At 32.7% G+C, this 12,996-nt stretch carries 10 protein-coding genes; 8 read left to right on the top strand and 2 right to left on the bottom strand.

Going from position 1 to position 12,996, the window contains the following annotated elements; translation table 11 throughout:
- Positions 1-52: 52 nt before the first annotated feature.
- The 5 genes from mcm (at position 53) to IKS50_RS03930 (ending at position 4,853) form a co-directional block, all read left to right on the top strand.
- Positions 53-2,056: a minichromosome maintenance protein MCM gene (gene mcm / locus IKS50_RS03910; RefSeq protein ID WP_292845684.1), complete on the top strand. Its 2,004-nt coding sequence runs from the start codon at positions 53-55 to the stop codon at positions 2,054-2,056.
- 129 nt (positions 2,057-2,185) lie between these two features.
- The gene (locus IKS50_RS03915) at positions 2,186-2,593 is read left to right on the top strand and encodes a translation initiation factor IF-2 subunit beta (RefSeq protein WP_067040760.1); all 408 of its coding nucleotides are present in this window, start codon (positions 2,186-2,188) and stop codon (positions 2,591-2,593) included.
- 32 nt (positions 2,594-2,625) lie between these two features.
- Positions 2,626-3,669, top strand: a complete 1,044-nt coding sequence (locus tag IKS50_RS03920) for a 60S ribosomal export protein NMD3 (protein WP_292845687.1) — start codon at positions 2,626-2,628, stop codon at positions 3,667-3,669.
- An 8-nt stretch (positions 3,670-3,677) separates the two neighbouring features.
- On the top strand, positions 3,678-4,640 hold the full coding sequence (locus tag IKS50_RS03925; protein WP_292845690.1) for a tyrosine--tRNA ligase: 963 nt from the start codon (positions 3,678-3,680) through the stop codon (positions 4,638-4,640).
- Entirely contained in the window at positions 4,641-4,853 is a 213-nt protein-coding gene (locus IKS50_RS03930; RefSeq protein ID WP_292845693.1) for a hypothetical protein, read from the top strand.
- A 3-nt stretch (positions 4,854-4,856) separates the two neighbouring features.
- Here the strand turns inward: IKS50_RS03930 and IKS50_RS03935 are convergent, their stop codons facing one another.
- The gene (locus tag IKS50_RS03935; protein ID WP_292845696.1) at positions 4,857-5,639 is read right to left on the bottom strand and encodes an ion channel; all 783 of its coding nucleotides are present in this window, start codon (positions 5,637-5,639) and stop codon (positions 4,857-4,859) included.
- 3 nt (positions 5,640-5,642) lie between these two features.
- Complete coding sequence (tmk, locus tag IKS50_RS03940; RefSeq protein ID WP_292845699.1) at positions 5,643-6,221, bottom strand: dTMP kinase; 579 nt, start codon at positions 6,219-6,221, stop codon at positions 5,643-5,645.
- Between the two features lie 80 nt (positions 6,222-6,301).
- Between tmk and IKS50_RS03945 the strand changes: the two genes are divergently transcribed.
- The 3 genes from IKS50_RS03945 (at position 6,302) to sstT (ending at position 12,735) form a co-directional block, all read left to right on the top strand.
- Positions 6,302-8,809 carry a U32 family peptidase gene (locus tag IKS50_RS03945; RefSeq protein ID WP_292845701.1) on the top strand — a complete coding sequence of 836 codons (2,508 nt, stop codon included), beginning with the start codon at positions 6,302-6,304 and terminating at the stop codon, positions 8,807-8,809.
- Positions 8,806-11,178, top strand: a complete 2,373-nt coding sequence (locus IKS50_RS03950; RefSeq protein ID WP_292845703.1) for a U32 family peptidase — start codon at positions 8,806-8,808, stop codon at positions 11,176-11,178. The genes IKS50_RS03945 and IKS50_RS03950 overlap by 4 nt, the downstream gene beginning before the upstream one ends.
- 315 nt (positions 11,179-11,493) lie before the next feature.
- Positions 11,494-12,735, top strand: a complete 1,242-nt coding sequence (gene sstT / locus IKS50_RS03955; RefSeq protein WP_292845705.1) for a serine/threonine transporter SstT — start codon at positions 11,494-11,496, stop codon at positions 12,733-12,735.
- Positions 12,736-12,996 lie beyond the last annotated feature (261 nt).

Below are 12,996 nucleotides of genomic sequence, written 5' to 3' on the forward strand. Positions count from 1 at the left end.
TTAGTGAAGATATGCAAGATTTTTTAAAGTATGAAAATATAATATTATGATAATGAACTCTACTAATAAAACACAAACATCAACTGCAAAATTCGAAGAGTTTTTTGCGACATCATATAAGGATGATGTATTCAAAATACTCGAAAAATATCCTGATGAGCGATCATTAACTGTAAATTATCAATCATTAGAAATGTTTGATCCAGACTTAGCAGATTTATTAATTGAAAAGCCTGAAGAAGTTATTGAAGCAGCTCAAATCGCAATTAAAAATATTGATCCATTAGTGAAAGATGCAGACATCAATATTCGGTTTGACAATTTGAGCAATATAATTCCATTAAAAGACCTTTTGAGTAAATATATTGGAACATTTGTTTCTGCAGATGGAATTGTGAGAAAAACCGATGAAATTAGGCCACGTATTGAAACCGGTGTTTTTGAATGTAGAGGTTGTATGAGATTGCATGAGGTCGAACAAACATCTGGAAACCATATAATAGAACCGTCATTATGCAGTGAATGTGGCGGAAGATCTTTTAGATTGCTCCAAGAAGAATCAAAATACATTGATACACAAACTGCAAGGATGCAGGAACCTTTAGAAAATCTATCTGGAGGAACTGAACCTAAACAGATGTTGATGATTTTAGAAGATGATTTAGTTGATGATTTAAATCCTGGAGACAAAGTAAGAATCACAGGTACATTAAAAACATTTAGAGAGGAAAGAAGTGGTAAATTTAAGAATTACATATATGTAAACCACATAGAACCTCTAGAACAAGAATTTGAAGAATTGCATCTTTCCGAAGAAGATGAAGAAAAAATTCTTGAATTATCACAAGACCCTCATATTTACGATAAAATTATTAAATCAACCGCCCCATCAATTAGAGGATATCGTGAAGTTAAAGAAGCTATCGCCCTTCAGTTATTTGGAGGAGCGGCTAAACAACTCGAAGATGAAACTAAATTAAGAGGAGATATTCATATTCTAATTGTTGGAGACCCTGGTATTGGTAAATCCCAAATATTAAAATATGTTTCAAGATTAGCTCCAAGAAGTATTTATACTAGTGGTAAAGGTACCAGTGGTGCCGGTTTAACTGCTGCTGCAGTAAGAGATGAACTCGGCGGATGGTCCCTTGAAGCTGGTGCATTAGTACTTGGAGACCAAGGTAATGTATGTGTTGACGAACTGGACAAAATGAGATCAGAAGATCGTTCAGCGCTTCACGAAGCATTAGAACAACAAACTGTGAGTATTGCAAAAGCAGGAATTATGGCAACATTAAACTCAAGATGTTCCGTTCTCGCTGCTGCAAACCCTAAATTTGGAAGATTTGACAGATACAAAGTACTTGCAGAACAAATTGATTTGCCTGCACCAATTATCTCTCGTTTTGATTTGATCTTTGTTATCGAAGATAAACCAAGCAGAGAAAAAGATTCAGACTTGGCAAAGCATATTTTAGAAATACATAAAGAAAATACCGTCAATTATGAAATCGAACCGGAATTGCTTAGAAAATATATTGCATATGCTCGTAAAAATGTCAATCCGCGCTTAACTGATGAAGCAAATGAGATTTTAAGAGAATTTTATGTAAACACAAGAAATAGTAATCCTGATGAACAAGGCGCAGTTCCGATTACCGCCAGACAGCTGGAAGCTACTATCCGTTTAGCAGAAGCTAGTGCTAAAATTAAACTTAAAGATAAAGTGGAAAAAGAAGATGCTGATAAAGCCGTGAAACTAACCATGTTCTGTCTTAAAGATATTGGTATTGATCCGGATACCGGTGAAATTGATATTGACCGTATTGGAGAAGGAACACCAAAATCTGACCGGGATAAAATACAAAGAGTAACTGAAGAAATTAAACTCCTTGAAGAGGAATTTGCGGGAGATGCTCCATTAAATGTATTAATTTCAAATATGGCTGAAAAATACTCAGTAAGCGAAGATAAAACCAAAGAAATTGTTAGAAAATTAGTTCAAAAAGGAGCAATTTACGAACCAAGTACTGGATATTATAGAAGCCTACTATAAATATCCTCATTATTTTTTCTTTTTTCAAATTAATGTATGAAAATTTGTAATATAAGCATACATTAATAAATGATTAACGCCATACTTAATATATTATACTTATACTAATTTTAATAAGGAGAGATAATTATGGATAAATATGAAGATTTATTAGAAAGAGCAATAGACCAATTACCTCCTGAAGTATTTGAACACAAAAGATTCAAAATTCCTAAAGCTTATTCAGATATCCAAGGTAATAGAACATTCATTAAAAACTTTAAAGATGTTGCAGAAGGTTTGAACAGAGACCCTCAACATTTATTAAAATTCTTAATGAGGGAATTAGGTACTGCAGGAAATATCGAAGGTCAAAGAGCAATCTTACAAGGTAAATTCACACATTACTTAATTAATGAAAGAATTGAAGATTACGTAGACAAATATGTAATCTGTCATGAATGTAACAGACCAGATACAAGAATTATCAGAGAAGGTAGAATATTCTTACTTAAATGTGCTGCATGCGGTGCAACAGCACCTTTAAAATCATTATAATTCTACTTTTTTACTTATTTTTTACCGATACAATGTTTTGTCCAGAGTGCGGAAGTACAGATAAAAAAATGGTTGGAAACATCTGTATAGACTGTTTTTTAAAAGAATTCCAACTGATTGAACTGCCGAAACGCATTGAAGTTCAAATATGCAGTCATTGTAATAGTAAACTTGAAGAAGGGAAATGGAGTGAAGAATTTATCCCTGAAGAAGAAATTATTTACAGGGCACTTGAGAGAAACATTAAAGTTGCTGATGAAGTCGAAAATGAAAACATTACCCTTGAAATCGAACAGATCAGAGGAACAATAGCTAACTGCAATGTTGAAGCCATTGGTGAAGTACAGGGAACTCAAATTGAAGAAACTCATGAATGCGAAGTTAAACTTCTTAAAACAGTTTGCCCAACATGCAGTAAAATACAATCAGGCTATTATGAAACCGTGATTCAATTTAGAGCTGATTCAAGAGAAATAAGAAGCGAAGAATATGCTAAAGCTGATGAGATTGTTGAAAGAACATTGATAAAACAATCAAAAAGCGATAAATTGGCATATTGTCCGCAAATTGCCAAACTTAAAGAAGGATATGATTACTACATCGGTTCTTTCAAATCCGGAAAAAAGGTTGCTGAAAACTTGAAAGAAGAGTTTGGAGGAGTTATCAAAGAATCTCCAAGACTCATAAGCGAAGACAAATCCACTGGAAAAGGATTATATAGGATTTGGATTTCAGTAAGAATTCCTGAATTTGAAGTTGATGATTTCGTAAAGTATGAAGACAAAATAATTAAAGTAACAAGTATTGGTAAAAACAGCGTTGTAGGAGTGGAACTCTCCGCAAACAAAAAGCATAATATCCCTATGAAGAATATGGAGGATATTGAGCTTGTTAAAAAATCATCAGAAGTAGAAACTACAACAATTATTTCAAAGTCTCCTCAATTCATACAGATTTTAGATCCTATTGATTATTCTGCTGTGGATTTAAATATGCGTGAAGAATATAATAGTTTAAATGTTGGGGAAGAAATAGAACTTATTCGAATTGACAATAACGTTTATTTATTGATTTAAGTGATAAAATGAATATTGAAGAAAAGATTCAATTAATTGAAGAAGGAACATTGGAAGTTATAGATACTGAAGAATTAAAAGAGGTTCTTAAAAAAGACCAACCTATAGCTTATACCGGTTATGAGCCTTCAGGAAAAATCCATTTAGGACATGCAGTAACTGTGCAAAAATTAAAACAATTGCAAAAGTTAGGTTTTAAAATCAAAATCCTTTTAGCAGATTATCATGCATTTTTAAATGGAAAAGGAACCGTTGAAGAAATAGCTGAAACTGCCGAATACAATAAGAAATGTTTCCAAGCATTAGGTCTTGATGAAACAACCGAATATGTTCTCGGTTCATCATTCCAATTAGACCCTGATTATACCGATAAAGTTTACCAATTGGCTACCATGACTACTTTAAAAAGAGCTAGAAGAAGTATGGATCAGGTAAGCCGTGCGGACGATAATCCTAAAGTGGCTAGTGTAATCTATCCTATTATGCAAACTGTGGATATGGCTGCACTTGAAGTTGACATTGCACTTGGAGGAATGGAACAGAGAAAAATCCAAATGTTAGCACGTGAAAACTTAGAAAGAATTGGTGAGAATGTTCCTGTTTGTATTCACACCCCATTATTGCATGGATTGGATGGTGATGCAAAAATGTCTTCAAGTAAAGGAAACTATATTGCAGTAGATGACAGTGCTGAAGTAATCGCTAAAAAAATCAAAAAAAGTTTCTGCCCTCAAGGAGAAGTTGAAGGAAATCCTATGATTGAAATAGCTGAAACCTTTGTTTTCCCAAATCAAGATACTTTGCTTATTAAAAGACCTGAAAAGTTCGGTGGCGATATTGAACTTACTCATGATGAGTTAATTAAAGACTTTAGTGAAGGTAACTTACATCCAATGGATTTAAAAAATGGAATTAAAGATTTCTTAATTGAATTCTTTGCGCCTGTAAGAGAATACATGGAGGAAAATTAAATGCCGGAAGAAAAAGAAGAATTCGAAATGGGTTTGCCTAATGGTGTTGGCGAACAAATGCTTGCACATGCTTTTGAAAAATTCGACATTAAATTAGAACAAACTGAATTTGGCCCTAAAATAATTGGAGAATATGATGAACTTGTAAAAGCAAGAGAATTTTTAGAAAATGCAATCCGTGAAAGATTAAAAGAATTAGAAGGAGACAAATAATCTTTAATTATTTTTTTCCATAATCTCTTTTAACTCTTTAATCTCTTTTTTCAATTCATCAATCTTTTTATCACTTTCTTTTAACTGATTATTCAGTTTTTCCATTTCAGATTCTGATTTCTCTACTTTTTCTTTTAAATCATGAATATGATATGTTCCTTCCTGCAATAGATTATCCATGAAATAGGATGATATTGCACCTGTGATTGCACTGAATATGAAAACACCCAATATTAACAGTACTAAACTGAATACCTTACCATAAATGGTAGTTGGAGTAATATCCCCATAACCTACAGTAGTTATGCTGACAACAACAAACCATAAATTATCAAAGAGATTATTCATTGAAGGATCCAATAAGTAGAGCGCCACTGTTGAACCGATGACTATTGCAGTCAAAACCCCTAAGATTTCATCCAAACGGGTATCCTTTAAAAATCCTCCGATAATGTGGAACATGACCAGTAACAGTAACAAAACCCTTATCATTTTAAAGACTACTAGATAGTCAAAATCTAAAAATGGGGACAGCAGCAAATCGAAAGGAATGCATGCCAATAGCTCTAGCCAATTATATTCCAAATAAGCCAATCGATCTGACGAACCAAAAAATCCCTTAAGAAAATCTAAAAGAATAATTAAACATATGAATATGTCAAAAATCACTATCGAAAGATATTCAGTTGTTATGCTGAAAACGCTTGTTGTCAACAGTGCGATTATGTTCATTGCTATTATGATGCATAGCAATACCTTTGAAATGTTATAAACTTTTGTTTTCATGTTTCACCTAATACAATCCGGACAAATTCCTAAATAGGGGGCCACCGCTTTTTTGATATCTGATGAAACTTTATTCACTCCATTATTTGCATCAATAATTTCATGAGTAAAATTTTCAGCCAATTTTAAATAATTGGCTTTAACTCCAGTTAAGAATTCCTCATTTTCAAAAGTATCTTCACCGGAAGTCCTTGCAACGGATTTTTTAACATCCAAATCAAGTAAAATTAATAAATCTGGCTTTTTAGCGTACTTATTTAAAACCTCAATCCAATCTGCAGGTTCTTGATAAGCCAATGAAGAAATAAATGATCTGTCTGAAATAATTATTTTAGATTCGTCTTCCAATTTGTCCATAATCAACATTCTGTCTGCTGCAAAAAGAAGACCTAAAGTTTTTTGGACGTTGTCAGTTGTTGCATCGGGCCTTTGCAGAATCCTGCGAATCAGTTTTCCGACTTCAGAATCAGTTGGTTCGACTAATGTTTCGACTCTGAATCCGTTAGCCTCCAGCCATTCTTTTAACATCTGAATCTGAGTGGATTTTCCAGCACCATCAATTCCTTCAAAAACTATGTACATAACATAGAATATGTTTTAATTTAATATATAATTAATTACAAAAAATTAAATGTATAAATCAAATAGGGTGTAATTATAAAATGGTTTTAGAAGAATTATTAGCACCAGCCGGTTCGCCTGAAGTATTAACAATTGCAGTTAATGCAGGTGCCGATGCTGTTTACATTGCAGGACATAAATACGGTGCACGAGCATACGCTAAAAACTTTAGCTTTGAAGAGATTGAAAAAGCGGTGAATTATGCTCACTTAAATGGTGCTAAAGTCCATGTGACAGTCAATACTTTAGTTAACAATTTTGAAATTGTAGATGTCTTAAACTACTTATTCAAATTATATCAAATTGGAGTGGATGCAGTTATCGTACAGGATTTCGGATTAATTTGGCTTTTAAAAACATTCATTCCTGATTTGGAAGTTCATGCATCAACGCAGATGGGTTTGAATAACTATTCTTCAATCAAATGGGCTGCTAAAAATAACATTAAAAGAGTTGTTCTTCCAAGGGAAGTGACTATCGAACAAATCAGACAGACAACAGAACAACTTAAAAAAGACAATATCGACATGGATATTGAAGTATTTGGTCATGGCGCGCTGTGTTATTGTGTTAGTGGCAAATGCTACATGTCCTCATACAATAGCGGTAGAAGCGGAAATAGGGGAGCCTGTGCTCAACCGTGCAGACGGGAATACCGTTTAAAATATAGGGGATATAATATTGGAAACGGGTATCTTCTATCAACACACGATCTTGCAACCTATAATAATTTAAAAGAAATAGAAGAAGCAGGAGTCAAATCCTTAAAATTGGAAGGCAGAATGAAATCCGGAGATTACATTGGAACCATTGTAAATAGCTACAGAAACATCATAGATGGAAAGCCTGTAGAGGACTATAAAAAAGATTTGCACCTTGTATTCAACAGGCAGTTTACCAATGGATACATGATGGGAGATAAACCTGGTGACGTTATGGGCAGAGGCCATTCTGGCCATGAAGGATTATACATTGGAGATATTGTAAATATTGAAGATACCAAAGTGACAATTGAGATTAAAAACAAAGAAATTCCAGTTATTTTAGAACCTGGAGACGGAATTGCTTTTAAATACAATGGCAAAATAAAAGGGATTTATCTAGAAAACATTATTAAACAAGACGAAAATGAAATCATTATAGACACAACCCGCCTTGTTAAAGTCGGAACAGAAGTATTTATCAGCTATTCTAAATCTACTCACGATTACTTGAAACAGTTTGAAAAAGAAACAATTAGAAATAATGTTCCAATAAATTTATCCTTAACTTGGGATGAAAACTTAAATTTATTCACTAAAGTCGAATATTATTTAGAAGACGAATTAATTAATTTTAGGCATAAGACATTGGATAAATTCGAAAAGGCTAAAAATAAACCGGTAACTGAAGAAGTTATCGAACAACAGTTGAGAAAAACTGGCGGCACACCGTTTTATATTGGCAACATTCGTTTTAATAATATGCCAAAAGACATTTTCATACCTATTAGTGAAATCAACCAGATTAGGCGCGAAATTTTAGATACCGCAACAGACTTATTATTAAAGCATTATACCCCAACTAAAAAATCTGTCAAATCGGTCCGAAAAGATTTGACTAAATTTTTTGAGGACTATGAAAACAGTCCCGGCAAAATCAAAAGGAAAACTCCTAAATTATCAATATTTATTGATGATATCGCACAAATCAAAGCCGCCTCAGGTTTCGATTTGAAACGGATATACTTTGATGGAAATTGCCATTATAACAATCCAGAAGATTACTTCGAAAATATTAAAGAAACATTGAAGAGAGGTAGCTTAATGGCCGCTCCAACAGAATTTGTTTGGGTTTTATCATCCTTTATATCCGAAGAGGATGCCATCAAATGCAATAGAATAGTTAAAGAACTTCAAGAGGAAGGAATTATTATTTCCGTAATGGGAGATTACCCTGCAATGAATGAGATATTTGACTGTTCAATTCATGGAAACCATAATTTAAATGTGTGGAACAGTTTTTGTGTGCATAATCTAAACGCTGCAGGATTTAAATCATTGATCTTATCATCAGAGCTTTCAGGAAAAGAAATTAAAGAAGTGGTCCTTAGAAATCATGACAGAAACATCGACCTGGAAATGATTGTTAACGGAAACTTGGAAGTGATTGTAAGTAAAGATGATTTCACTAATTTAAACGATGGAAAAGACTTCATTATTTCAAATGATGCTGATTATGCAACACTAGAAGATAAAAAAAGGAAAAAATTCAAATATAAAATATTTTTCGACTACAACAGACAAAGCCACATTATCAACAAGGATTGTTTATGTCTAATTGAAGAGATAAATGAAATAAAAGAGTTTGGTCTTGATTCATTAATTCTAGACTGCAGATACTCAAACGAGAAATATACCTCGCAGATTTTATCTATCTACAATGAAGGTCTTAAGAATAAAGACCAAGAGGAATTGACCAAATATAAATACCAAATAATGGATTTCTCACAATCTTATATTAACAAAGGCAATTTTATAGAAGGCAGATTACACGAGGATAAAAAATGAGGATTCCTGAATTACTTGCACCCGTTGGATCAATGGACCATTTAAAAGTAGCAATCAATGCAGGCGCAAGTTCCGTTTATTTATCCGGAAAAAATTATGGTGCAAGGAAATTCGCCGAAAATTTCACATTAGATGAAATAGAACAGGCAATAAATATCGCCCATATGCATAATGTTAAAGTTTATGTTACTGTAAACACCCTAATTAAAGAATCTGAACTTGAAAATGTTTTAAACTATTTATCCAAATTATATGCAATTGGTGTTGATGCCGTTCTTATCCAAGACATCGGCCTTGTCGAACTGATTAATGAATATTTGCCTAATTTAAAAATTCATGCTTCAACACAAATGACATGTGAGAATCAACTAAAATTAAATTACCTTGAGAGCAAAGGGATTAAAAGAGTTGTTCTTCCTCGTGAAATGAGAAAAGAAGAAATCAAAAATTTAAAAAGTAATATGGAACTTGAGATATTTGTTCATGGCGCCCTATGTTACTCTTATTCTGGCCAATGCTTAATGAGTAGCTTTAAAGGAGGAAGAAGTGGAAATAGAGGCACATGTGCCCAGCCTTGTCGTCAGAAATATATAATTGATGGAATAAAAAAACAGGATTACTACTTATCCCCATGTGATTTAAACTTATTTGACCATTTAAAAGAAATAGCTGAACTAAATATTCATTGCATCAAAATTGAAGGCAGAATGCGTTCAAAAGAATATTTGGCTATTGTTGTAAGCAACTACAGAAAAGCATTGAATAAACTGAAAAGCGGGAAAGAAACTACCTCAGAAGAGATAAATCTGGTTTTTAATAGAGGTTTTTGTGAAGGCCAATTTTTAAATAACTCCAAAAGAAGTATAAGGCCAGGACATATAGGATTGAAGATAGGTCAAGTGATTAACAGCGAAAAAAATCAAATCGCAATACACCTTAACGATTCAATAAGAACCATCCCTGAAAAAGGAGACGGCCTATTAATTGTTAAAAAGGATAATGATTACGGTTTTGAAATATCCCAAGATCCACTCATAACTACTTTAAATCATTTCAATAAAGGTAAAAATAAGCCTGTGAAAGATTTAACCCGTAAGAACAAAGTTTTAATTGTTAAAAAAGTATGGCAGAATAAAAAATCCGATTTTAATTTAAACGAATCAGACGTGTATTTAACAAAAAGAAATAAGTTGGCTAAACAGGTTAAGGAAATTGAAAACAAAGGTTCAAGTTATGTCAAATCAAAACTGATATTGACTTTTTCATTGAAAAACAGATTACCTGTCCTAAAGGCCAGATTAACGCTTGCAAATCACAAAGAAATTAAAGCTGAAGTGATGGGAGACACACCTTTTGAAAAACCGCTTAAAAAAAGTGTCAGCGTTGAAACAATCGAAAAACAACTATCCAAGATTGACAAATACCCTTACCAAATTACTCAGATTAATGTAAACTACGACGGAACATTATTCCTTCCTATTAGTAAAATAAATGAACTTAGAAGGAACCTGTTTGAAAAATTGGAAAATGAAGTTAAAGACACCTACCGGCATGAATACAAACCGGTTACATTGGACAAAACTGAAAATACATTAAAAGAGGATGTTAACTTTTCATTTTATACAAATAACCTAAAACATTTAGAAAACCTTGAAGGAGTTAAAAGAGTTTATTTGGAAATTCCTCCACAAGAAGATTCTTTAATCCTTAAAGATGAAAATTATAATCTCAATTATATGATTAGTTTTATTAAAAAAGCTGTTGAACTATCAGTTGACAAAGACTATGAATTAATTTGGAAATGGCCAGACATTACCCATGATAAGTTGATTAAATCATTGAACAAAGTTCGTGGCATATTAAATAAAATGCACTGTTCACTCCCAATTATGAGTGCCAGTTTTAATGGCGAATACGGCCCATATTCCATGAATATTACAAACAACAGCAGCATAAATAGTCTTAAGAACTATAAAATATTAACCCTATCTCCAGAATTACATAAAAAGGACTACGAAGACATTATAACCTATGCTCAAAATCCAGATAAAATAGAAATTTTAGTTCAGGGCGTGGTTGAGTTAATGAAGACCAGACATCCCATTTTATATGGAAACGAAAGTAAAAAAGATTATAAAAATTATTTAATTGATAAGAAAAACAATAAACACCCAATTCACAAGAGCATCTCAGGAGAAGAATTAATTATATTCGATGATAGTGAACTATCATTACTCACAGAAATTAATCACCTGAAAAATCTTGGATTTTTTAATTTCTCAATTGACGGCAGATATCGAGATGATGAATATTATAAAATAGTCAATATCTATAAAGAAGCTTTAAATGGGAATATCAACAAAAAGTAGGCAGCGAAAAATTGTACATTTACCATTTATCGGGATTTTAGTAATTAAAAATTTCACTTTTGAAGTAAGTATATTTTAAAATTTTATTTACAACTTGTAATTACAAGAATAATCATGTATTTTAAATAACCGTTAAAGAAATTAAAATAGATTTTTTATGTTTTCCAGTGAAAATTTTTAAATACATTTAAATCAAATGTTGCATAGAATAATATTCAAACATTTGGACTCAATGAATTTAATGATGCCATACATATTGTAAAGGAAACTACTGATGATTTTTTACAATATTTAAATATTGATTAGGTGTGTTATATGGTTAATATAATTAAAAAATGGACTGAATCAAGTCTTATATTAAAGATTGTCATTGGTTTAATAATAGGTGCAATTCTAGGGATTACAGTCCCTAAATGGACAATTATTGGATTTCCAGGAGAACTATTCGTAAGTGCCCTTAAATCTATTGCTCCATTATTGGTATTTGTTTTAGTTGCTTCTGCAATATCAAAAGCCAGAAGCGGTATTGGAGGTAGATTTAAAACAGTTATAATTCTTTATATCTTCAGTACTTTTTTATCCGCCGTAGTTGCCGTGCTGGGCAGTTACATATTCCCTGTTTCAATCCATCTTTCTGCGGCAAGTACTGCAACAGCTCCTGGAGGACTTGGTGAAGTCATGTCTAACATGATTTTAGGGATTTTTTCCAATCCAATAGATTTATTGTCAAAAGGCCAATATTTAGGAATATTGTTCTGGTCAATAGTTTTTGGAATTGCTCTTAAATCAGTTGCAAGTGACAATACTAAAGAGGTTCTGACTGACTGTGCGAATGCAGTAACAAAAATAGTCCGTGGAATTATTCAGTTTGCACCAATAGGTATTATGGGATTAGTATTCACTTCCGTTTCTGAAAGCGGACTTGGAATATTTGCACAATACGGCCAACTAATTGCACTTTTAGTGGGTTGCATAGCATTTGTTGCCTTTGTAACTGATCCAATCATTTCAGCAGTAGCTACTCACAGAAATCCATATCCCTTGGTATTCACATGCCTAAGGGAAAGTGGTATTACTGCATTCTTTTCAAGAAGTTCCGCTGCAAACATTCCTGTCAATATGCAATTGTGTGAAAGATTGGGTATCGATAGGGATTTTTTCTCAATTAGTATACCTTTAGGTTCAACAATTAATATGGAAGGAGCAGCCGTTACAATAACCGTCATGACTCTTGCAGTATGCCATACAATGGGAATTTCAGTTCCACTGCCAGTTACATTAGCGTTATGTCTTATTTCAACTTTAGGTGCTTGCGGTGCATCAGGTGTGGCTGGAGGATCTCTTTTGCTTATTCCAATGGCATGTTCACTGTTTGGAATAGGTGCAGACGTATCCATGCAAGCCGTTGCTGTTGGATTTATCATAGGTGTTATTCAGGATTCATGTGAAACCGCACTTAACTCAGCGGGAGATGCTTTATTCTCTGCGACTGCAGAATATCATGACAGAATGAAACGTGGCGCACCAGTAAATTACCTAGGAGAATTTGCAAAATGAATTTGTTTAAATCGAATGTTACATCAACTAAATATTCAAAACAAATATAACTTACCAAGTATGTTATGAAAAAATTGTATAGTTACCATTCAATTTAAAGCATTTTAAACCAAAAGGAAATATGATTTTACTCAATTTAACCCATTGAATAATCCACATTACTAATATTAATAAAATTATATGGTAACAAAAAGGAATTAGAAAAATATTGTCCAAAAAATACCCTTGCTAATTTTTAAAATACTTTTCAAATGCTCTCGC

Origin of the sequence: Methanobrevibacter sp., from assembly GCF_017539065.1 — an archaeon.
Classification (GTDB): domain Archaea; phylum Methanobacteriota; class Methanobacteria; order Methanobacteriales; family Methanobacteriaceae; genus Methanocatella.

Bases quoted from the DNA above. Each gene is read 5' to 3' on its own strand.
- IKS50_RS03915 (WP_067040760.1), top strand. From the start codon at position 2,186: ATGGATAAATATGAAGATTTATTAGAAAGAGCAATAGACCAATTACCT.
- IKS50_RS03930 (WP_292845693.1), top strand. From the start codon at position 4,641: ATGCCGGAAGAAAAAGAAGAATTCGAAATGGGTTTGCCTAATGGTGTT.
- IKS50_RS03935 (WP_292845696.1), bottom strand. From the start codon at position 5,639: ATGAAAACAAAAGTTTATAACATTTCAAAGGTATTGCTATGCATCATA.
- IKS50_RS03950 (WP_292845703.1), top strand. From the start codon at position 8,806: ATGAGGATTCCTGAATTACTTGCACCCGTTGGATCAATGGACCATTTA.
- IKS50_RS03945 (WP_292845701.1), top strand. From the start codon at position 6,302: ATGGTTTTAGAAGAATTATTAGCACCAGCCGGTTCGCCTGAAGTATTA.
- IKS50_RS03920 (WP_292845687.1), top strand. From the start codon at position 2,626: ATGTTTTGTCCAGAGTGCGGAAGTACAGATAAAAAAATGGTTGGAAAC.
- sstT (WP_292845705.1), top strand. From the start codon at position 11,494: ATGGTTAATATAATTAAAAAATGGACTGAATCAAGTCTTATATTAAAG.
- IKS50_RS03925 (WP_292845690.1), top strand. From the start codon at position 3,678: ATGAATATTGAAGAAAAGATTCAATTAATTGAAGAAGGAACATTGGAA.
- tmk (WP_292845699.1), bottom strand. From the start codon at position 6,221: ATGTACATAGTTTTTGAAGGAATTGATGGTGCTGGAAAATCCACTCAG.
- mcm (WP_292845684.1), top strand. From the start codon at position 53: ATGAACTCTACTAATAAAACACAAACATCAACTGCAAAATTCGAAGAG.